Raw genomic sequence first — 17,879 nt, forward strand, 5'->3', positions numbered from 1 at the left:
ATAGCCAACGCGAACAAATAGGTTTCGCCCAGGTGAGAGGTGTGGTCGACCCGGCTACTCCCGGCCACCGGCGATCGTCGTTCCCGGCGCTTCCCCGGCGAGGAAGGCATCGAGGGCGTCCGGCCCGAAGATCTGGGCGGGCACGCCAAGTCCCAGCAACGCCCGTACCTTCCCGGCCATGCCACCGGTCACGTCGGTCGCGTCGCTGTCGCCGACCGCGTCGGCTACGTCCGCGAAGGCGTCGACCTGGTCGACGACCGATCCCGTGTCGTCGAGCACTCCCGGGACGGTCGAGCACAGTCCGACTCGGTCGGCGTCGACGGCCGGCGCGAGCGCCACGACGAGTTCGTCGCCAGAGAGGACCGTCACGCCTTCGCCCTCGTGGGCGATCACGTCGCCGTGCAAGACGGGGACGAACCCCTCGTCGAGGAGCCGTTCGACGGGGTCGGTCGCCAGCGAGAGCGCTCCGTCCTCGTCGCGGGCGGCCGCCGACAGCGGCTGGACCGGGAGCGCGGCGACCCCGGCCGCTTGTAGGGCTTCGACGACGGCGCGGTTCAACTCCACCATCGCGTCGTGGATCGCGAGCGCCCCCTCGGGGTCGCGGGTCCCGGTGGTCGTCGAGACGCCGTGTTCGTCCGCGTGGTGGTGGCCGAAACTCCCGCCGCCGTGGACGACCACGAGTGCGGCGTCGCTCTCGGCGACCGCGGCGACGACTCGCTCCAGTGTCGCCGTGTCGACCGTCTCCGGACGGTTCTTCTCGGTAACGACGCTCCCGCCCAGTTTCAGGACGACCGTCTCGCGACTCATTCGATCCGAACCCCCTCGGTGTCTAGCGCCGCGCGGAACGCGTTCTCACAGCCTGGCGTGTACGAGAGCGCGGTCTCCGTCGCGTCGGTCTCGTCCAGCGCGACGACACAGCCGTTGCCGCCAGCACCCGTGAGCTTCGCGCCCAGCGCGCCCGCGTCTCGCGCCGCCCAGACCATGCTGTCCAGGGATCGCGAGGAGACCCCCAGCGCCGAGAGCAGGCCGTGGTTGAAGTCCATCAGCTCACCCAGCTCGCTCAGGTCGCCGTCCTGCAGTGCCTGCTCGCCCTCGCGGACGATGTCGCCGATCGCCTCCACCGTGTCCGCCGCGAAGTCGTACTCCGAGCGGAGCTGCCTGACGCCAGCGACGAGCGCGCCGGTATCTCCGGCCCCGCCGTCGTAGCCGATGACGAACGGGAGCGTGTCGACGCCCTCGATGCGCCGACAGTCGTCGCCCTCGACGCGAACGGCACCGCCCATCGCCGAGCAGAACGTATCGGCTCGCGACGCTTCCCCGTCTTGGACGGTGTGCTCGACGCGATAGGCTCGCTCGGCCACCTCCCGAGCGTCGAGTTCGACGCCCAGCTCCGCCGTCGCCGCCTTGATGACGCCGACGACGACGGCCGCCGACGAACCGATCCCGGCTCCCAGCGGGATGGAGCTCTCGACGCTGATCTCGAAGCCCGCGTCCGGCGCGTCGGCGGCGTCGCGTGCCTGCTCGACGGCCTCGTTGATGTAGCCGACGCCCGCCTCGACGAGTGACTCGGAGACGTTCACGTCCGGTCGATCCGTCGCGTCGCCGCTGTACTCGATCGTGAAGCCGTCCAGCGTGAGATCGTCGAGGTGAACTCGGAGCCCCTCTGTCCGTTCCTCGGCGGTCACGCGAGCGCGGCGCTCGATCGCGCAGGGGACCGCCGGCTCGCCGTAGACCACCGCGTGCTCCCCGAAGAGGTACACCTTCCCGGGAGCGCTCGCTGTAACCATACTCGGCCCTGCGTGGCCATCCGTATAGTAACCGTTGAAACCGGCTCCGTCTCTCGCCCTTACCGCTCCTCGACCCGCATCGACATCTCCTGGCGCGGGTGGACCGTCAGCGACGGCATGAGTTCCAGCGGCGTCTCGCCCTCGAAGCGGAGCCGGTAGTCGCTGGCGACCGTCGCGACGATCAGCTTCGCCTCCAGCAGCGCGAGGTGCTTGCCGATACAGTGGCGGGGGCCGCCACCGAAGGGGAAGAAGGCGAAGCGGTGCCGACCCTCGCTCCGTTCCGGAGCCCACCGTTCGGGGTCGAACTCCTCCGGGTTCTCCCAGTGGCGCTCGGAGTGATGGACGGCCCACTGTGGCAGCATGAGGACCGTCGACGGCGCAACGTCGTACCCACCGAGTTCGACCGGCTCGGTCGGCGTCCGGAAGATCGTGTACACGGGCGGGTACATGCGCATCGACTCGTCGATCACCCAGTCGAGGTACTCAAGTTCCTGGACGTGGTCGATCGTCGGCCGTTCGTCACCCACGACCGCGTCGATCTCCTCGTGGAGTCGCTGCTCGACCTCGGGGTGTTCCGAGAGGAGGAACCACGTGTACGTCAGCGTCAGCGCAGTGGTGTCGTGGCCCGCGAGCAGCATCGTCATCATCTCGTCGCGCAACTGCTCTTCGGACTGCTCGCCGCGATCCCGTGCCCGCATGAGGATCGAGAGGAAGTCCATCGGGCCGTCCTCGCCGCCGGTCGTTCCCCGACGGCGCTCGAAGATGTCGTCGAGCACGCCGTCGAGCGTCTCCACCGCCGCGTCGAACTCGGCGTCGTCTGGCATGGGCACCCACTCGGGCATCGCGAAGCGGATTGGGTCGGGCTCGAACCGCGCCCCCAGCGGGACGAGCTGGTCCTGCACGGTCGTCACGCGCTCGTCTGGCAACTCGACGCCCATCATCAGGTCGAGGATCACGTCGAGCGTGACGTGGGTCATCCCGCGTTCGGCGTCGACCACCGAACCGTCCTGCCAGTCGGCGACGAGGGACTCGGCGTGGTCGACGATCCTGTCGTCCATGTCCGCGAGGCGTGCCATGCTGAAGGCCGGGTTCGCCAGCTTGCGCTGTTCTTGCCAGGTGTCGCCCTCGCTCAGCAGGAGCCCGTCTCCCAGCAGGTCACCCAGCGCGTCGTCCTGAAAGTCCGGCTTCCGATACTTCGAGTCGTCGTCGACGAGAATCTGCTGGACGAGCGCCGGCTCTGCGATCAGGAGGGTGTCCATCGGCCCCATGTCGAAGCGTGCGACGCCGCCGTACGCCGATTCGAGCGCCTCGACGAACCGGAACGGGTCCTGGGCGTACGTGCGACTGCTTCCGAACAGCGGTTCTCCCTTCGGCCCCGGCGGAGTCTCTGCCATCGTGTGATCTACGGGCGCTCGACGTTTGAATCGTGTACCAAACCGACAGTCCATCGACCTACAGCCACCGGGCGGGATCGAGGTCCCAGTCGGTGTGGCGACGCGCCCAGACGCCGCCGAGCCCGCCCAGCCCGCTCAGTCCGACCGTGTAGAGCCCGAACAGTCCGAAGACGATGGCCAGAAAGAGATCGTAGGCCGGCGACGACGGCGGGACGCCGTAGCCGAGCCAGCCGACGACCAACAGCGTCGGCACGAACAACACGAGCAGCGGAATCGCGGCGACGACGCCAGAGAGCAGGCCGACGGCCAGGCCAGTCGCGTAGCGACAGCCACGCCGGTGGCTCGCGACGGCACCGCCCACGACGGGCGAAAAGGGGAGCATCGAGAGGACGACCGTCACCGCCGCGCCCCACCCAGCGTCACGGAACAGCCCGGTCATCTCACGAGCCGATTTCAGTGTCGTACTTCACGTAGTTGCCGAGCCAGCCACCCAGTGCGCTAAAGCCCACGACGTAAGCGACGTAGAGAGCGAACAACAGCAGCATGAACGCGATCCCCAGCACCCCGAAGGCGAATCCGTCGGGACCGACACCGATCGCGAAGAGCCCGAACAGAGAGCCGACCACGAATCCGCCGAGTCCGAGTGGGATCAGCGCCACCAGACCGGCGTAGAGACCAACGCGGAGTCCGTCCGAGCGATCGCCACCTTCCAGATAGCCCGCCGTGAGTCCGCCCAGTAACGGTCCGAGGGGCAACACTGCACCGGCGACGGTGCCGACGGCTGCACCGATCAGGGCGTTGACGAGCGTATCTCCTTGTGCCATGTGGCGTCGTTCACCGCCGTCGCTCTTAAACTATCCCGTCCGGCGGTGATCGCAGTCGCTACCGGGTCTGTGAGAACGGAAAATCGGGAGGCGTCTACAGTTCGCTCTCGAAGTCGGCGAGCTCGTAGACGGTGTCCGAGCCACGGCGGTCGAGCGTCTCGTTGGCCAGTAGCCAGTAGACGACCGACAGTGCCTTGCGCCCCTTGTTGTTCGTCGGGACGACCAGGTCGACGTTCGCGGTGGTGTTGTTGGAGTCACACATCGCGATGACCGGGATGCCGACGGTGATGGCCTCTTTGACGGCCTGGGCGTCACCGATCGGGTCCGTGACGACGACCACGTCGGGCTCGATGTACCCGTCGTAGTCGGGGTTGGTCAGCGTCCCCGGGATGAATCGACCGGTCCGGGCCCGCGCACCGACGGCGTCGGCGAACTTCTCGGCCGGGAACCGACCGTACTGTCGCGAGGAGGCCACGAGGATCTGCTCGGGGTCGTAGTTCGCGAGGAAGTCCGCTGCCGTGCGGATGCGCGAGTCCGTCATCGAGACGTCCAGCACGTACAGCCCGTCGGTCCGGACGCGGTGGATGAACCGCTCCATGTCCTGGGTCTTCTGCTGGGTCCCGATGTGGACGCCCGCGCCGAGGTACTCCTCGACGGGGATGAGGAGGTCTGCCTCGTCGTCGGGCATGACGTCCTCGTCGAGGGACGGTCCCTCGTCAGCTTCTTCAGCCTCCGCGTCGGCCTCGCTGGCCTCGGCGTCGGCGGCCGGTTCCTCAGTGTCGGTAGCCTCGGCGTCGGCCTCTGCTTCGACGTCGTCTTCGGGGTCGAAGTCGGAGTCCTCTGCGTCGAGACCTTCGTTTTCGTTGCCGCTCATACTGCGTTGTCCTCGATTCGGATGAGTTCGTTCAGCTTGGCTGTTCGCTCGCCACCGACCGCGCCCGTCTTGATGAACGGTGCGTCGGTCGCGACGGCGAGGTGTGCGATCGTGGCGTCTTCCGTCTCACCGCTGCGGTGGGAGACGACCGACGCGTACCCGTTGTCCCGGGCCAGTTCGATGGCGTCCACGGCGTCCGTGAGCGTCCCGATCTGGTTGGGCTTGATGAGGATGGAGTTCGCTGCACCGGCGTTGATACCGGCCTGCAGGCGCTCGACGTTGGTGACGAACAAGTCGTCGCCACAGATCAGCGTCTGGTCGCCGACCCGGTCGGTCAGGTCGGCGAAGGCCTCGTAGTCGTTCTCGTCGAGCGGGTCCTCGACGTAGACGAGGTCGTACTCCTCGACCTTCTGGGCGATGTAGTCGATCTGCTCCTCGGCCGAGCGGATCTGATCGTCGTAGACGTAGCCGTCCTCCTCGGCGTCGTACAGTTCCGCGCCGGCCACGTCCAGGCCGAAGGAGATCGCGAAGCCGAGATCGTCCGCGACGGTCTCGACCGCCTCGGCCATGATCTCGAAGGCCTCGTCGTCGGAGATCGACGGTGCCCACGCGCCCTCGTCACCCTTTCCGGCGGGCAGGTCCCGCTCGGCGAGGATGTCGTGGACTTCCTGGTGGACCGCGGCGTTGGCGAAGACGGCGTCCTCGACGCTTGGCGCACCGACGGGTGCTGCGAGGAACTCCTGGATGTTCGTCGCGTCCGCGGCGTGTTCGCCGCCGCCGATGATGTTGCCAAGCGGCGTCGGGTACTCGTTGCCCCGGAACGTGCCACCGAGGTGCTGGTACAACGGCGCACCGAGCACGTCGGCTCCGGCCTTCGCGGCCGCCATCGAGATGGCGACGGCGCTGTTGGCCCCGATCTCCGAGAAGTCGTCGGTCCCGTCTGCCGCGTGAAGCGCCGCGTCGACGTCACGCTGATTGCCGGCGTGAACCTCGCCGATCAGTCGGGGCAGCGCGTCCTCGCGTGCCCGTGCGATCGCCTCGTTGGCAGGCAACTCGATGGCCTCGTACTCGCCGGTACTCGCTCCGCTCGGTGCCTTGCCGCGTCCGAAGCCGCCACTCTCGGTGAGCACGTCGGCCTCGACCGTCGCGTTGCCACGCGAGTCGAGCACGCGGCGCAGTCGTACGTCCGTGATGAGCGTCATCAGTTGTCACCTCGTCGAACTGTGAAGGGCAGGACGCCAGCGTCGTACTCCTCGGCCGCGATGAGGATCGGCTGGGTCTGCTCGGTGTCGATGAGCACCGGCGCACCGAAAGCCACCTGCAGCGCTCGCGCACCGATGATCCGCGCCTTCTCGTAGCGGTTTTCCTGAACCATCATTGATAGGGTGCCACGATGTCGACGAGGTCCTTGTGCGAGACGAGCATCCGGCGACAGCAGTGCCGCTCGACGCCGAGTTCGTCGAGGACCTTTTCGGGGTCCTCTGGCTCCTCGGCTTCGCGGGTGCGGGCCTTGAACTCCTCCCAGTGCTCGGCGACGACGTTACCACAGGTGAAACACCGGACCGGTACCATCATATCATATCACCTTAGCGGTAGGACTTCTGGTAGCGGGCCCGTGCGCCGGGGCCGCCCCACTTCTTGGCTTCGGACTGGCGAACGTCGTTGACCAGCAGCGAGCGGTCGAACTCCATGAACGCGTCACGGAGCTCGGCGTCGTTGGTGTGGTCGACGAGGCCGCGTGCGATCGCGGTCCGGGCCGCGTCGGCCTGGCCCATGACGCCGCCACCTTCGACGGAGACCTCCACGTCGACCTGCTCGCGCAGGTCGTCGTCGGCGATCCGGAACGGCTCCAGCATCTTCAGCTGGGCCAGCTCGGGATCGACCAGCTCGACCGGCTGGGAGTCGATACGTACCCGACCCTCGCCCTCGCGAACGGTCGCGCGGGCGACGGCCGTCTTCTTCTTGCCAGAGGTGTTCGTTACCATGTTACGTTCGCTCCGATGGATTCGCTGACGTCTCCGAGCGAGACGAACTTGATGTTCGACAGTCGATCCAGCGAGGTCCCCTCCAGAATCTCCGCGTCGAGGTCGTGGTCCTCGTAGGGGTTGCCCACGTAGACGCGGACGTTCGAGAGTGCCTCGCGACCGCGGGTCTTCTTGTGGGGAAGCATCCCGCGGATCGAGCGCTTGAAGATGCCGTCCGGTCGCTTCGGGTAGTACGGACCTCGATCGGAGCCGATCTCTCGGCGCTTCTGGAACTTCTCCATGATCTGGTCCTCGTTACCCGTGATGACGGCCTCTTCGGCGTTGACGACGGCGATCGTCTCGCCGTCGAGCGCGCGCTGTGCGACGTTGGAAGCGACGCGTCCGAAGATGCAGTCGCGGGCGTCGACGACGACGTCCGCGTCGAATTCTGCGACGCTCATTGGATGATGCGCACCTCCGAGCCCTCGGGGTTCTGTTCGACTGCGGTTTCGAGCGATACTGCCTCTCCAACCTGGTCGATCTTCTTCTCGGCCGTTCCGGAGAAGTCGACAGCTGCGACGGTCACGTCCTTCTGCAGGACGCCGGAACCGAGCACCTTGCCGGGCACGATGACGGTCTCGTCTTCCTGGGCGTATCGTTCGATACGGCCGAGGTTGACTTCCGCGTGCGTGCGTCGTGGCTTTTCGAGACGCTCGGCGATGTCGCCCCAGACGTCCGCGCCCGAACGGGCGGCGGATTTCAGGTCGGCGATGAGACTACTGAGTCTCGGATTAGTCTTACTCATGACGTTCCTCCTGTGTGAGAAAGTGCAGGGAGCAGGATTTGAACCTGCGGACCCCTACGGGACAGCGCCCTGAACGCTGCGCCGTTGGCCAAACTTGGCTATCCCTGCTCGCAATAGGTCGTTTTGTTTGCCCCGTAAAACCGCTTTCGATCCTCACGCTGGCGCGGGGTGGCGTCGCGATCATCGGTGCGGTTGGGGCAGGGGTCATCTTATAGTTGGACTGCGTCGCGTAGTTCGTCCGCACGGGATCGAATCGAATCGACCGCGCGGAGGGTGAGCTCCTCGACGGAGAGGGAACCGTCAGTCTCGACGTGGAAGACGAACGCGTTCTCTACGTCGTGAACTTCCAGTTCCTTGCCGGGGTAGCGCTTCGTGAGATCGCTGTCGAACTCCTCGGTCAGGACGAGGTCGCCGTCATCGGCGTCCCCGTCGACGTGTTCGGCAGCTTGCTCCTCGATGACGCCCCGAAGGATGTGGGTCTCGTCGTCCTCGAACTCGCCTTTGTCGCCGACGACCTCGACGCGCTGGAGGTGTCGGTACCCGACGGCCACGCCGCCCTGATGCTTGGCGTGTTCGCGGCCACGGTCGAGGACGGCGTCGGCCTCGACTTCGAGGCGCTGGCCGTCCTTGAGATCGATGATCGGGATGTTCTCGTCGGCCGGCTCGACCAGGGAGTCGGAGCTGACCAGATCACCGGAGTAAGCGGTTTCGGGACCGGAGACGTCGATCGACAGCGTCACTTCGTCGCCGACCTCGAAGTCGTCGAGGTCGGTCGTGAGTGGGACCAGCCCGAGGCGGAGTCCGATCTGCTCGTCGAACATCACGCTGGAGTTCTCGATGACTCGGACGGTATCGACGCTGAAGGTCGGCACGTCGGCGATCATCGCCCGGCGGATGCCGTTGGCAAAGGCGGGGCTGATCCCGCGCACGAGGAACCGCGCCTCGCGATCGGAGCGTTCGACGAACTCGACCTCGTAGTCCTGTGTCATTGGTTAGAATCCGGCGTTCTTGGGACCGCGGGTCCCGTCGTGCGGGATCGGTGTGACGTCTTCGATGCGGCCGATCTCCAGGCCTGCACGGGCGAGTGCGCGGATCGTCGCCTGTGCGCCTGGGCCGGGGGACTTCTGCTGGTTCCCGCCGGGACCGCGCACGTTGACGTGGACGCCCTCGATGTTCTGGGCCTTGGCCTTCTCGGCGACGACTTCGGCCATCTGCATCGCGGCGTAGGGCGACGCTTCGTCGCGGTTCTGCTTGACGACCGTCCCACCGGAGGACTTGGCCAGCGTCTCGGCACCGGTCTGGTCCGTGATGGTGATGATCGTGTTGTTGAACGATGCGTACACGTGGGCGATGCCCCACTTGCTGTCTTCGGATTCACTCATTCTTGGGCCTCCGCTCGTTCTGGGTGGAGTTCGTCCGCGATCGGGCTGTGTTCGTCGAAGCCGACGTCGCCTTCGCTGTCGGACTCGACCTTCATGCCGGGTCGGGTGACGCGGGCGTCACCGAGGACGATGTGGCCGTGCGAGATGAACTGTCGGGCCTGCTCGGGCGTGTTCGCGTAGCCCTTGCGGTAGACGACAGTCTGGAGTCGGCGTTCGAGCACGTCGGTGACGTCCAGCGACAGCACGTCGTCGAGTGCGTCGGTCTCGTTGAGGACGCCCAGTCGCTTCAGTCGGGTGAGGAACTCGTCGGCTTCGAACCGGGAGCCCTCGCCCTCCGCTCGGCCCAGCAGCTTTCGGGCCTCGCGTCGGTAGCTACGGAGCTCGGACTGTGCGCGCCACAGTTCCTCCTTGTTCTTCAGGCCGTAGCGGCCGATGAGGTTCTGCTCGTCGGCGATGCGTTCACCCTGGTAGGGGTGGTTCGGCGTCTCGTAGAACTTGGTGTTGGATCCGAGTGCCATTATTCCTCACCGCCCTCGTCTTCCTCGGCGGCCGCTTCCTCGGCCTGTTCCTCCTTGATGGCCTCGACGTTGACACCGATGGTGCCCTCGGTTCGGCCGGTGGACTTCGTTCGCTGACCGCGGACCTTCTGGCCGCGCTTGTGGCGAACGCCCTTGTAGGAGTCGATCATCTGCATCCGGTTGACGTCGGCGCGACGCTGCATCTGCAGGTCGTTACCGATCTCGTGGGTCGTCTCACCGGAGTAGAAGTCGTTCTGGTGGTTCGTGAGCCATTCCGGGACCTCGTCAGCGTACCCCTCGACCTTCTCGACGACGGCCTCGATGTCCTCGTCGTCCAGCGCGCCAAAGAGCGCCTGGCGGTCGACACCGGCTTTCTCGGCGATGATGCGCGCTGCGCGCTTGCCGATGCCGTTCATGTCTGTCAGGGAACGCTCGACGGACTTCGTACCGTCGAGGTCAGTCTGTCCGATACGGACGAAGTAGCGGAGTTCCTCCTCGTCCACGTCTTCGTCCAGTTCTGGTTCTTCTGCACTCATGTGTGGTTAGTCGGGTGTGAGCGTCGTGGCGGGGATTCGAACCCCGGAGGCTGTACGCCACAGAGTTAGCAACCCTGCGCCTTGGGCCAGGCTTGGCTACCACGACACGCGTTCATAGTACTCGCGCCCTCTCGGCGAGGACTCGGGACGCCGCGCCCCTGCACGAGTCTACTCAGATTTCCACGCCGGGTGTACATAAACGCAACGAATCACCCGCCCCGTCGTCACCGATTTGCACGCCCCGGACGAACTGGTAGCTATGGCTCCGACAGTCGTCGATCCCAGCGATCGCCACCGCCTCGAAACCGAACTCGGTCGGTTCGCTCCCGACGTGGCCGAGCGATCCGACGGAACCCTCGTCGCGACGTTCGGCTCGACGGCACACTTCGCCGTCGAGCCGGACGGCACCGTCGACGCGGGGATGCCCCTGCACGACTTCGCCGGGCCGGCCGAACGACTCGCTTTCGACAACGAGGACGGCGTGATCGAGGTGACGTTCGAGACCGGCGACGACGCGGCCGTCTACACCTTTCGCCGTCCCTGATACTGCCGGCTGTACCTTCGTGACGAGCTTCGCCACCCCAGGGTGGCGAAATCGGTCACAGATGTACAGCCGGTCGTATGAACTGGGGCTGCTCCGTACGTCACAACCCTTATCGCCGGTCCCACGCGTAGCACGCGTATGGACGAACCTGCTGTACGCGAGCGCCTCCGCGAGGTCCACGATCCGGACCTCCGCGACGACATCGTGTCGCTCGGCCTGGTCAACGAGATCGAGATCGACGACGCGTCGATCGCCGTCGACCTCGCGCTGGGCGCGCCGTACTCGCCCAACGAGACCGCCATCGCGGCCGACGTGCGCGAGGCGCTCGACGACGCGGACCGGGAGATCGAGTTGACCGCCAACGTGGACCGCGGCATGGACGCGGAGGGCAACGTCTTGCCGGGCGTCAAGAACGTCATCGCCGTCGCTTCGGGGAAAGGCGGGGTCGGCAAGAGCACGCTCGCGGTCAACCTCGCCGTCGGCCTCTCGGAGCTCGGTGCCCACGTGGGGCTGTTCGACGCGGACGTGTACGGGCCGAACGTCCCCCGAATGCTCGACGCGGACCAGCACCCGCAGGCGACCGAGGACGACGAGATCATCCCGCCTGAGAAGTACGGGATCAAGCTCATGAGCATGGACTTCCTCGTCGGCGAGGACGACCCGGTCATCTGGCGCGGGCCGATGGTCGACAGCGTCCTCACACAGCTGTGGGAGGACGTGGTCTGGGGGAGCCTCGATTACATGGTGATCGACCTGCCGCCGGGCACCGGGGACACCCAGCTGACGATGCTCCAGAACATCCCCGTCACGGGCGCGACGATCGTCACGACCCCCCAGACCGTCGCGCTGGACGACGCCCGCAAGGGACTGGAGATGTTCGGCCGCCACGAGACCCCCGTCCTGGGACTCGTCGAGAACATGTCGACGTTCACCTGCCCGGACTGCGGTGGGCAACACGACATCTTCGACTCCGGCGGGGGCCGGGAGTTCTCCGAGGAGACCGACCTCCCCTTCCTCGGCGAGATCCCTCTGGACCCGGCGGTCCGAGAGGGCGGCGACGACGGCGAACCGATGGTACTGGACGAGGACAGCGAGACCGGCGAGGCGTTCCGCGAGTTCGTCCACCGCACCGCGATCAATCAGGGAATCGTCCACCGCAAACGCCACGCCGACCGCGTGGCCCCCGACCAGTAGACGGCGTCGGGTCGATCAGAACACCGCGGTCACGCCGCCGAGCAGTCCGAGCGTGACGACGAGCCGGCCCAGGCTCCCGAGGAACGTCGCCGCGGCGAACCGGACGTAGTCGCGTTCGAGGACCGCGAACGCGTAGATCGAGATCGTGTCGGGAAAGAACGGAACGGACAGGGCGATGGCGAGGCCGCCGTACCCGTACCGGCGAGCTAACTGAACGGAGCGCTTCTCAGACCACTCCAGTACGTCCCACCGCGAGCGGCGCAGCCACCGGACGATCGGCCCCGACTCTTTGACTCCCTGTCCGATGTGGAAGGCGAAGACGCTGCCGGCGGCCTTCCCGAACGCGCTGACTAGCATGATCGCACTCAGTCGCGCCCAGGACGGGAGTCCGAGGTCGAGTGGCGCGGCCAAGACGACCTCGCTGGGGCCGGGGAGCGCGAACGCGATCAGGAACGAGTAGGTGAAGACGATCCCCATTCCGGGCCAGCCGGTCGCGGACTCGACGAGGGCTTCCGTGCCGGCCCACAGTGACTCGGCGAGCCCCGCCGTCGACAGGGCGAGCAGCGCCGACGTCACGCTTCCCTCCAGGTCCAGCGCGCGTCGAGCACGTACCGATACACGCCGCTGACGAGGATCGCGACGGCGTTGGCCGGCAGATGAGTCAGTGCGCTCCACTCGACGAGTCCGTACAGGAGCGCGAGCTGGATCGGGATCGCAGACCCACGGACGACGTTGGTCTTGAGCAGTCCGTACAGATACTCCCCGACGCCGGTCTTCTGGGCACACCGGAAGGTCCAGGCGTTGTTGAGGACGTACGAGAGGACGATCGTCACCTCGATCGCGACGAGCGCCCCGAGCAGGTAGTTCAGCGTGGCCACGTCGACGAAGAGCCACAGCAGGAGCATCTGGACGGCGGCCGTGACGATGCCGACGGCGACGAACCGTCGCAGCTGCGGTGCCAGCGGGCCACTGACGAGCGCGCGGAGAGAGGATCGAACCATCATCGATCGTTCGTCCTCCCCATACTGCCGGCTGTCAGTCTGTACAGAATTTTGCGACCCCGTAGTCGCGAATATCTTGCAACAGTGACAGCCGGCAGTATCAGCCCACCGATCTCTGCGAGCCAGTCGATCGCCCGGCGTCGCCCGCGTGGGGTTCGCGCGTCGCTGTGAGAGCGCGGTGTGACACCACGTCGACGCGGAACGGCTCGGCCGAAGAGGGAAACGTCTCGCGAACGGTCCACCACTGTACTAATTGAACAGTTAGTAACCCGCTTTATTGTTTCGGTCTGGCAAATCGATACACCGCCGCAATACCCTCGTCACTGGCCTGCGGTCCCGCTCTGCGAGTGATCGAGAGAAGGTTTATGGCTGACTAACGAGTAGGTCCGCGTATGGAACGATCGCAATCCCGAAAACGACCCTTGCTCGCCGCGTTGCTGGGCGCGCTCGCGACGGGACTCGGTCACCTCTATCTCCGGCGGTGGCGTCGGGCCCTCGGGTGGCTCGTGGCGCTGTTCGCCGTGTCGGTTCTGTTCGTCGACCCCGCGGCCTTCGAAGCGGCGGGCCAGGGCAGCGTCGACCCGCTGGCACTCGCGCCGCTCCTGCTGGTCGCCACGCTCAGCGTCCTCGACGCGTACGCTCTCGCACACGTCCACAACGCGGTCGCTCGGGTGTCGGTCACCGACGACGGACGGCTCACGCACTGTCCGAACTGCGGTCGCGAACTCGATCCCGACATCGAGTTCTGTCACTGGTGTACCGCCGACGTTTCCGAGCTCGACGTCGTCGCGACGACCGACGGCGCGGGCTCCGAGTCGGAGTGACACTGCCGGCTGTCCGTCTGTAAATACTCCGTCCGAGAGGTGCCAGTAGCGACTGTCCGGTCGTCGTGAGAGCAGAGAGAAGAGCCGCGTTACGCTTCGGCGGTCTGGGCGGACTGCTTGCGTGCGATGTAGCCGGCGATGCGGTTACGGACGCCCTTGGACTCGATGTTGGTGAGTTCGGTGACGACGTCCTTGTTGTGCTCGAAGTCCGCACCGAAAGCGTCCGGATACCGTTCCATCAGGAGCGTCCCTGTCTTCTTGACGTAGGCGGGCTTGATTGCCATACGGCCACTTACCGGAGTGGCCCTCTAAAAGGATTCGGAACGACGGTCGGTTGGTGGGGAGTGACACGCTACTTATTCGCTGCCGACGTGCTCTCGGACGACGGCGAAGGCCTCGCGCTCGCGCTCGCCGCCACAGCGCTCGACGACGCTCTCGAAGTAGTCGATCCGATCGCGGAGCGTCTGGGTGTCGTACTCGGGCACGTCGAGCCGAGAGGCCGCGACGGTCGCCTCCACGACGGCGTAGTAGGCGCGGTTCGTCGTCGGAACGGTGCGGTGCTCGACCGCCGACTCGATCGGTGTGAGCGTCCACTCGACCCACTCGGTGCCCCCGTCGGTGCCACTCGCGCGTTCTTCGACTTCGACGCGGACCCACGCGTCAGCGCTCGAAAGGACCGGTTCGTCCTCCTCGCGGACCGTCATCGCGGCCTCGGCGAAGTCGACGGGGTCGGTGGTAAACTGGACGTACCCCTCGCCGCGCTCGCGGAAGTTCCGCCACGTCCGGGTTCGACCCCACGTGCGCGCGAAGACGACATCGTCACTCGCCGAGGCGTGCAGCCCCAGCGCGGCGACGTTCCAGCGGTCGTTGGGTCCCAGTGTCGTCACGACCGACTCGGTCACGCCGTCCAGATCGACGGTCCAGGACGCCGTCACACGGACAGCCCCCGTTCCAGCGCGACGAACAGCCCCCCAGCGATCAGGTCCGCCGTCGTTCCGGGGTTGATGTCTCGTTCGACGAGATCTGCTGCGAACTCGTCCACGTCGTCCTCGCCGTCGAGAACGGCCTGCGCTCGTCGCTGGACGGCCAGGGCCGTCTCTCGGTCCTGTCGCGTGCTCACGAAGGTGTCGGGTCGGGCCGCCAGCAGTTCGAGGAACACCGTCGCCGCGCGGTCAGCGACCGGCCCAGACGCGCTCTCGATGCGGTCGGCCGCGTCGAAGACGCGTTCGAAGCCGTCGGTCCACTCGGCGGCCACGTCGTCCACGTCGGCACTCCGTTCCATCACGTCCGCCAGCGTCAGCCCGCGGTCGCGCAGCGTCGGGACGGCGTCGGCTCCGCGGCGAACGTCCAGCGGTTCCATGCCCTCCGGGGGCTCGTCGACGGCCACGTCGACGTGTTCGAACGCGCGGTAGAAGCCCGCCGCGTCGTCGACGGTCGTCTCGGCGACGACCGCCCGCGCGTGCTCTCGCGAGAGCGCACCGCTGGCCGCCGTCGCGACCAGTGGCGTCACCACGAGGAGTGCGCCGAACTGCGTGTTGCCCCCGCGCTGCTGGGCCATCCCCTCGACTGCGTGCTCGAACGCGTCACCGATCGGGTCGCCCGCTGCTGCGCGCTCGAAGCCGGGTCGAGCACCGACCGCACCGGCGAGGAAGTGCTCGAATCGGAGGTCCTCGTACTCGTGTTCCCGGTCGACGTTGCCGGGCTTCGGCGTCCCGGCGACTTCGAGCAACAGCGCCAGCTCGGCGTTCTGTGCGGTCGTTCTCACGGCTTCGCCCCCGTCTGGAACCACTCGTGGGTCGCGTGCCGGACCGCCGCCAGCACGTCCGGGTCGTCGCTCGCCCGGCCGACGCTGACCGCGTCGGCACCGTACCGGAAGTACTCGTGGGCGCTCTCGGCGTCTCTGACCTCGTTGTTCGCGATCACGAACAGGCCGGTCGCGTCCGCGACCTCGCCGACGACGTGCTCGGAGTCCATCGCGTCGACGTGGACCGCGTCCGCGCCGGCCCGCTCCAGTTTCGCGGCGAGGGTCGGCAGGTCCACGCCGTCGACTTCCGCGCGGACTTTCACGCTGACGGTCGCACCGGTCGCGGTCGCCGCCTCGACCTGCCGACAGAGCTTCTCGGGCCTGTCGAGTAGGGCCTGCCCGGCTCCGGCCTCGCACATCTCCTCTTGCCGACAGTGGGCGTTGATCTCCAGGATCGCGTCGTGGTCCTGACAGCGCCCGGCGGCGTCCTCGATGGGCGCGAGCGCGGCGCTGCGAACGTTGACGCCGGCTCTGATCGGCAGTTCGTCCATCGCTCGCAGCTGCCGCTGGACGAAGGCCAGCGGGTCGGACGGCAGGAACTCCGAGCGGTCCCGTTCGACCATCGACCGGGCCGCGCGCCGGGTGGCGTCGTCCAGCGCGATCCCACCGAGGAAGGCACAGCCGGCGAAGGGACCGCCACCCTCGGCCCACTCGGCGTCCGAGCGGCCGCTGAGACTCGCCAGCGCGACGGGGGGATCGAACAGCGCCCCACCTCGATCCGAGTTCACGCCACTACCTCCAGTGCCTCGTCGACCGCGCGGGCGACGCGTTCGGCGTCCGCGTCGTCGTCGATTCGCGTGTCCGTTCTGACGGTCGGTCGGTCGAGCGTCGTCGGATCGTCCTCGTCGAGGACGAACGCGTCCGCGAACGGGTACGCGTCCGCGACACCGGCCGTACTGGCCTCGTACCCCGTCGCCGTCATGAGCGTCCCGGCGGGGCCGGAGAACACCTCCTCGCCGACGAACGGCGAGACGGCCACGACCGGCGTGCGTTCAAGCGCCGACTCGAACCCCGAGACGGCACGCATCGGGCCGATGCTCGTGACCGGGTTCGAGGGACCGATCACGACCGGCTCGGAAAGCGCTGCGTCGACCGCCGGTGTGGTCGTCGCCTCCTCGCGCCCGCGGAACTCGACGCGCTCGATCGCCGGATCGCCGCCGTTCGCGACCCACCACTCCTGGAAGTGCTGGACGCCGTCGGGCGTGTGGATCAGCGTCGCCACCGGATCGTCGCTCATCGGCACGAGCGTGCGGTCGAGCCCGAACGCGTCGGCGAGCGTCGCGGTCACCTCGGTCAGCGAGTGCCCCTCGTCGAGCAGGCTCGTCCGGGTCACGTGGACGGCCCGGTCGCGGTCGCCGATGTGCATGAACTCCGCGACGCCGGAGAAGCGCCGCCAGCGCCCGATCTCGCGGCCGCCAGTCTGTGCAGAGTCGGGGAGATATCGCGGCCCGCCCGCGAGGCCCGCCCGCTCGGCGAGTCGGTGCAGTTCGTCGTGTGTCTCGGCGGTATCGGTATCGATACCCCACCAGGTCTCGCGGTCGAGGACGCCGCCGTCGAGGAACAGCACCGTGTCCACGTCCGGACAGACCAGATGTCCACCCAGGACCACGTCGTCGCCGGTGTTGCCGACGACGGTCGTCGCTTCGGGCGGAAAGACGGCGTCGGCCCCGGCGAGCAGCTTCGGCGTTCCGGTGCCGCCGGAGAGAAACGTCACCATACCCCCTGTAGTGGGGACGGAGTTGATAAAACATCGTCTCTCACCGGGCGTCACGGGCCAGCCCGGCGGCGGATTTTCAACATTGAGAACCGAAGGGGTTGATTCAAGTCTCGGGGACCATCTAGGGAAGACAATGTCCGAATTCCGACGCCTGGACCGGGTCGACGCCCACCGGTTCGCTCCCGCTGGCCCCGACGAAGAGTACGTCTACGGTGCGTGTTGTCCCGGCTGGCACTCGACTGCGGCCCCCGACGACGCCGTCGAAGAGTGGATCGCGTTCATGCAGGAACGGGGCATCGAGCGCGTGCTCTGCCTGCTCTCGGGGACCCAGCTCGACCAGACGGAGGCCAGTACCGGCCGGTACGTCCGGGCTTTCGGCGGCGAGAACGTCGAACACGTCCCGATCGCCGACCACCACCTGGCCGACGCCGAGACGCTCGACGCGGAGATCCTGCCGTTCATCGAGGAGTCCGTCGAGGCCGAGAAGCCGGTCGTCGTACACTGTCTGGCCGGCATCGGCAGGACCGGCCACGTCCTCGCCGCCTGGCTCGTGTACGGTCGCGGGTACGATCCCGTCGACGCCATCGAGACGGTCGGCGAACTGGGGCGATCACCCGGTGAGGCCGTCGACGCCGGACACGCCCGCCGCGGTGAGCTCCACGAGTTGCTCTCGACGTTTGCCTGACGCTGTCGGAACACACTCTTATTCAC

At 67.1% G+C, this 17,879-nt stretch carries 27 protein-coding genes and 2 tRNA genes; 4 read left to right on the forward strand and 25 right to left on the reverse strand.

Annotated elements, in window-relative coordinates:
• Positions 1-54: 54 nt before the first annotated feature.
• The 18 genes from ACAH01_RS07550 to ACAH01_RS07635 all read right to left on the reverse strand — a co-directional run bounded on the left by ACAH01_RS07550 (position 55) and on the right by ACAH01_RS07635 (position 10,190).
• Positions 55-807: an isopentenyl phosphate kinase gene (locus ACAH01_RS07550; RefSeq protein WP_372480741.1), complete on the reverse strand. Its 753-nt coding sequence runs from the start codon at positions 805-807 to the stop codon at positions 55-57.
• Positions 804-1,787, reverse strand: a complete 984-nt coding sequence (mvk, locus tag ACAH01_RS07555) for a mevalonate kinase (protein ID WP_372480742.1) — start codon at positions 1,785-1,787, stop codon at positions 804-806. Before mvk ends, ACAH01_RS07550 begins: the two co-directional genes overlap by 4 nt.
• Before the next feature lie 59 nt (positions 1,788-1,846).
• Positions 1,847-3,181: a cytochrome P450 gene (locus tag ACAH01_RS07560; protein WP_170094564.1), complete on the reverse strand. Its 1,335-nt coding sequence runs from the start codon at positions 3,179-3,181 to the stop codon at positions 1,847-1,849.
• Positions 3,182-3,239: 58 nt separating this feature from the next.
• Complete coding sequence (locus tag ACAH01_RS07565) at positions 3,240-3,620, reverse strand: DUF5518 domain-containing protein (protein ID WP_372480743.1); 381 nt, start codon at positions 3,618-3,620, stop codon at positions 3,240-3,242.
• Position 3,621: 1 nt separating this feature from the next.
• Positions 3,622-4,005, reverse strand: a complete 384-nt coding sequence (locus ACAH01_RS07570) for a DUF5518 domain-containing protein (RefSeq protein ID WP_208626016.1) — start codon at positions 4,003-4,005, stop codon at positions 3,622-3,624.
• Between the two features lie 94 nt (positions 4,006-4,099).
• On the reverse strand, positions 4,100-4,879 hold the full coding sequence (gene rpsB, locus ACAH01_RS07575) for a 30S ribosomal protein S2 (protein WP_015763547.1): 780 nt from the start codon (positions 4,877-4,879) through the stop codon (positions 4,100-4,102).
• Positions 4,876-6,081, reverse strand: coding sequence for a phosphopyruvate hydratase (gene eno / locus ACAH01_RS07580; protein WP_372480744.1), 1,206 nt, complete (start codon positions 6,079-6,081; stop codon positions 4,876-4,878). Before eno ends, rpsB begins: the two co-directional genes overlap by 4 nt.
• Positions 6,081-6,257, reverse strand: coding sequence for a DNA-directed RNA polymerase subunit K (locus ACAH01_RS07585; RefSeq protein WP_153553670.1), 177 nt, complete (start codon positions 6,255-6,257; stop codon positions 6,081-6,083). Before ACAH01_RS07585 ends, eno begins: the two co-directional genes overlap by 1 nt.
• Positions 6,254-6,454: a DNA-directed RNA polymerase subunit N gene (locus tag ACAH01_RS07590; RefSeq protein WP_015763544.1), complete on the reverse strand. Its 201-nt coding sequence runs from the start codon at positions 6,452-6,454 to the stop codon at positions 6,254-6,256. Before ACAH01_RS07590 ends, ACAH01_RS07585 begins: the two co-directional genes overlap by 4 nt.
• Before the next feature lie 11 nt (positions 6,455-6,465).
• Positions 6,466-6,864 (reverse strand): 30S ribosomal protein S9, encoded by a 399-nt coding sequence (locus ACAH01_RS07595; protein WP_015763543.1) that lies wholly within the window; start codon positions 6,862-6,864, stop codon positions 6,466-6,468.
• Entirely contained in the window at positions 6,858-7,304 is a 447-nt protein-coding gene (locus ACAH01_RS07600) for a 50S ribosomal protein L13 (RefSeq protein WP_170094559.1), read from the reverse strand. Before ACAH01_RS07600 ends, ACAH01_RS07595 begins: the two co-directional genes overlap by 7 nt.
• On the reverse strand, positions 7,301-7,648 hold the full coding sequence (locus tag ACAH01_RS07605) for a 50S ribosomal protein L18e (protein ID WP_015763541.1): 348 nt from the start codon (positions 7,646-7,648) through the stop codon (positions 7,301-7,303). Before ACAH01_RS07605 ends, ACAH01_RS07600 begins: the two co-directional genes overlap by 4 nt.
• A gap of 23 nt (positions 7,649-7,671) precedes the next feature.
• Positions 7,672-7,756: transfer RNA gene (locus ACAH01_RS07610), tRNA-Leu, on the reverse strand.
• A gap of 101 nt (positions 7,757-7,857) precedes the next feature.
• Complete coding sequence (locus ACAH01_RS07615) at positions 7,858-8,637, reverse strand: DNA-directed RNA polymerase subunit D (RefSeq protein ID WP_372480745.1); 780 nt, start codon at positions 8,635-8,637, stop codon at positions 7,858-7,860.
• 3 nt (positions 8,638-8,640) lie between these two features.
• Positions 8,641-9,030 carry a 30S ribosomal protein S11 gene (locus ACAH01_RS07620; protein WP_015763539.1) on the reverse strand — a complete coding sequence of 130 codons (390 nt, stop codon included), beginning with the start codon at positions 9,028-9,030 and terminating at the stop codon, positions 8,641-8,643.
• Positions 9,027-9,548, reverse strand: coding sequence for a 30S ribosomal protein S4 (locus tag ACAH01_RS07625; RefSeq protein WP_153553667.1), 522 nt, complete (start codon positions 9,546-9,548; stop codon positions 9,027-9,029). The genes ACAH01_RS07620 and ACAH01_RS07625 overlap by 4 nt, the downstream gene beginning before the upstream one ends.
• A complete protein-coding gene (locus ACAH01_RS07630) occupies positions 9,548-10,084 on the reverse strand; it encodes a 30S ribosomal protein S13 (RefSeq protein WP_015763537.1) in 537 nt (178 codons plus the stop codon). The genes ACAH01_RS07625 and ACAH01_RS07630 overlap by 1 nt, the downstream gene beginning before the upstream one ends.
• 21 nt (positions 10,085-10,105) lie before the next feature.
• Positions 10,106-10,190: transfer RNA gene (locus tag ACAH01_RS07635), tRNA-Ser, on the reverse strand.
• A 153-nt stretch (positions 10,191-10,343) separates the two neighbouring features.
• Here ACAH01_RS07635 and ACAH01_RS07640 point away from each other — a divergent pair.
• Together ACAH01_RS07640 and ACAH01_RS07645 are read left to right on the forward strand one after the other, a co-directional pair.
• Positions 10,344-10,628, forward strand: coding sequence for a hypothetical protein (locus ACAH01_RS07640; protein WP_372480746.1), 285 nt, complete (start codon positions 10,344-10,346; stop codon positions 10,626-10,628).
• 138 nt (positions 10,629-10,766) lie between these two features.
• Complete coding sequence (locus tag ACAH01_RS07645; RefSeq protein ID WP_170094556.1) at positions 10,767-11,822, forward strand: Mrp/NBP35 family ATP-binding protein; 1,056 nt, start codon at positions 10,767-10,769, stop codon at positions 11,820-11,822.
• A 15-nt stretch (positions 11,823-11,837) separates the two neighbouring features.
• On the opposite strand, the gene ACAH01_RS07650 is transcribed toward ACAH01_RS07645, so the two are convergent.
• Positions 11,838-12,386, reverse strand: a complete 549-nt coding sequence (locus ACAH01_RS07650; RefSeq protein WP_372480798.1) for a YqaA family protein — start codon at positions 12,384-12,386, stop codon at positions 11,838-11,840.
• A gap of 8 nt (positions 12,387-12,394) precedes the next feature.
• Positions 12,395-12,823, reverse strand: coding sequence for a GtrA family protein (locus ACAH01_RS07655; protein ID WP_372480799.1), 429 nt, complete (start codon positions 12,821-12,823; stop codon positions 12,395-12,397).
• Between the two features lie 392 nt (positions 12,824-13,215).
• Here ACAH01_RS07655 and ACAH01_RS07660 point away from each other — a divergent pair, with 392 nt between their 5' ends.
• Positions 13,216-13,647 (forward strand): zinc ribbon domain-containing protein, encoded by a 432-nt coding sequence (locus ACAH01_RS07660; RefSeq protein ID WP_170094554.1) that lies wholly within the window; start codon positions 13,216-13,218, stop codon positions 13,645-13,647.
• Between the two features lie 89 nt (positions 13,648-13,736).
• Here the strand turns inward: ACAH01_RS07660 and ACAH01_RS07665 are convergent, their stop codons facing one another.
• The 5 genes from ACAH01_RS07665 to cofD all read right to left on the reverse strand — a co-directional run bounded on the left by ACAH01_RS07665 (position 13,737) and on the right by cofD (position 17,168).
• A complete protein-coding gene (locus ACAH01_RS07665) occupies positions 13,737-13,931 on the reverse strand; it encodes a 30S ribosomal protein S17e (protein ID WP_018258376.1) in 195 nt (64 codons plus the stop codon).
• Positions 13,932-14,003: 72 nt separating this feature from the next.
• On the reverse strand, positions 14,004-14,582 hold the full coding sequence (locus tag ACAH01_RS07670; protein ID WP_372480747.1) for a DUF447 domain-containing protein: 579 nt from the start codon (positions 14,580-14,582) through the stop codon (positions 14,004-14,006).
• Complete coding sequence (locus tag ACAH01_RS07675) at positions 14,579-15,412, reverse strand: triphosphoribosyl-dephospho-CoA synthase (RefSeq protein WP_208625990.1); 834 nt, start codon at positions 15,410-15,412, stop codon at positions 14,579-14,581. Before ACAH01_RS07675 ends, ACAH01_RS07670 begins: the two co-directional genes overlap by 4 nt.
• Positions 15,409-16,155 (reverse strand): tRNA-dihydrouridine synthase, encoded by a 747-nt coding sequence (locus tag ACAH01_RS07680; RefSeq protein WP_372480800.1) that lies wholly within the window; start codon positions 16,153-16,155, stop codon positions 15,409-15,411. Before ACAH01_RS07680 ends, ACAH01_RS07675 begins: the two co-directional genes overlap by 4 nt.
• Positions 16,156-16,175: 20 nt before the next feature.
• Positions 16,176-17,168, reverse strand: a complete 993-nt coding sequence (gene cofD, locus ACAH01_RS07685; protein WP_372480748.1) for a 2-phospho-L-lactate transferase — start codon at positions 17,166-17,168, stop codon at positions 16,176-16,178.
• Positions 17,169-17,301: 133 nt separating this feature from the next.
• Between cofD and ACAH01_RS07690 the strand changes: the two genes are divergently transcribed.
• Complete coding sequence (locus ACAH01_RS07690; RefSeq protein ID WP_170094550.1) at positions 17,302-17,853, forward strand: dual specificity protein phosphatase family protein; 552 nt, start codon at positions 17,302-17,304, stop codon at positions 17,851-17,853.
• The last annotated feature ends 26 nt before the right edge of the window (positions 17,854-17,879 follow it).

Source organism: Halomicrobium sp. HM KBTZ05 (genome assembly GCF_041530035.1).
In the GTDB taxonomy this organism is placed as follows: domain Archaea; phylum Halobacteriota; class Halobacteria; order Halobacteriales; family Haloarculaceae; genus Halomicrobium.

Bases quoted from the DNA above. Each gene is read 5' to 3' on its own strand.
- ACAH01_RS07590 (WP_015763544.1), bottom strand. From the start codon at position 6,454: ATGATGGTACCGGTCCGGTGTTTCACCTGTGGTAACGTCGTCGCCGAG.
- ACAH01_RS07660 (WP_170094554.1), top strand. From the start codon at position 13,216: ATGGAACGATCGCAATCCCGAAAACGACCCTTGCTCGCCGCGTTGCTG.
- ACAH01_RS07605 (WP_015763541.1), bottom strand. From the start codon at position 7,648: ATGAGTAAGACTAATCCGAGACTCAGTAGTCTCATCGCCGACCTGAAA.
- ACAH01_RS07645 (WP_170094556.1), top strand. From the start codon at position 10,767: ATGGACGAACCTGCTGTACGCGAGCGCCTCCGCGAGGTCCACGATCCG.
- rpsB (WP_015763547.1), bottom strand. From the start codon at position 4,879: ATGAGCGGCAACGAAAACGAAGGTCTCGACGCAGAGGACTCCGACTTC.
- ACAH01_RS07570 (WP_208626016.1), bottom strand. From the start codon at position 4,005: ATGGCACAAGGAGATACGCTCGTCAACGCCCTGATCGGTGCAGCCGTC.
- ACAH01_RS07690 (WP_170094550.1), top strand. From the start codon at position 17,302: ATGTCCGAATTCCGACGCCTGGACCGGGTCGACGCCCACCGGTTCGCT.
- ACAH01_RS07625 (WP_153553667.1), bottom strand. From the start codon at position 9,548: ATGGCACTCGGATCCAACACCAAGTTCTACGAGACGCCGAACCACCCC.
- ACAH01_RS07600 (WP_170094559.1), bottom strand. From the start codon at position 7,304: ATGAGCGTCGCAGAATTCGACGCGGACGTCGTCGTCGACGCCCGCGAC.
- ACAH01_RS07560 (WP_170094564.1), bottom strand. From the start codon at position 3,181: ATGGCAGAGACTCCGCCGGGGCCGAAGGGAGAACCGCTGTTCGGAAGC.
- ACAH01_RS07655 (WP_372480799.1), bottom strand. From the start codon at position 12,823: ATGGTTCGATCCTCTCTCCGCGCGCTCGTCAGTGGCCCGCTGGCACCG.
- ACAH01_RS07595 (WP_015763543.1), bottom strand. From the start codon at position 6,864: ATGGTAACGAACACCTCTGGCAAGAAGAAGACGGCCGTCGCCCGCGCG.
- eno (WP_372480744.1), bottom strand. From the start codon at position 6,081: ATGACGCTCATCACGGACGTACGACTGCGCCGCGTGCTCGACTCGCGT.
- ACAH01_RS07665 (WP_018258376.1), bottom strand. From the start codon at position 13,931: ATGGCAATCAAGCCCGCCTACGTCAAGAAGACAGGGACGCTCCTGATG.
- cofD (WP_372480748.1), bottom strand. From the start codon at position 17,168: ATGGTGACGTTTCTCTCCGGCGGCACCGGAACGCCGAAGCTGCTCGCC.
- ACAH01_RS07640 (WP_372480746.1), top strand. From the start codon at position 10,344: ATGGCTCCGACAGTCGTCGATCCCAGCGATCGCCACCGCCTCGAAACC.
- ACAH01_RS07585 (WP_153553670.1), bottom strand. From the start codon at position 6,257: ATGATGGTTCAGGAAAACCGCTACGAGAAGGCGCGGATCATCGGTGCG.
- ACAH01_RS07565 (WP_372480743.1), bottom strand. From the start codon at position 3,620: ATGACCGGGCTGTTCCGTGACGCTGGGTGGGGCGCGGCGGTGACGGTC.
- ACAH01_RS07550 (WP_372480741.1), bottom strand. From the start codon at position 807: ATGAGTCGCGAGACGGTCGTCCTGAAACTGGGCGGGAGCGTCGTTACC.
- ACAH01_RS07620 (WP_015763539.1), bottom strand. From the start codon at position 9,030: ATGAGTGAATCCGAAGACAGCAAGTGGGGCATCGCCCACGTGTACGCA.
- ACAH01_RS07630 (WP_015763537.1), bottom strand. From the start codon at position 10,084: ATGAGTGCAGAAGAACCAGAACTGGACGAAGACGTGGACGAGGAGGAA.
- ACAH01_RS07615 (WP_372480745.1), bottom strand. From the start codon at position 8,637: ATGACACAGGACTACGAGGTCGAGTTCGTCGAACGCTCCGATCGCGAG.
- mvk (WP_372480742.1), bottom strand. From the start codon at position 1,787: ATGGTTACAGCGAGCGCTCCCGGGAAGGTGTACCTCTTCGGGGAGCAC.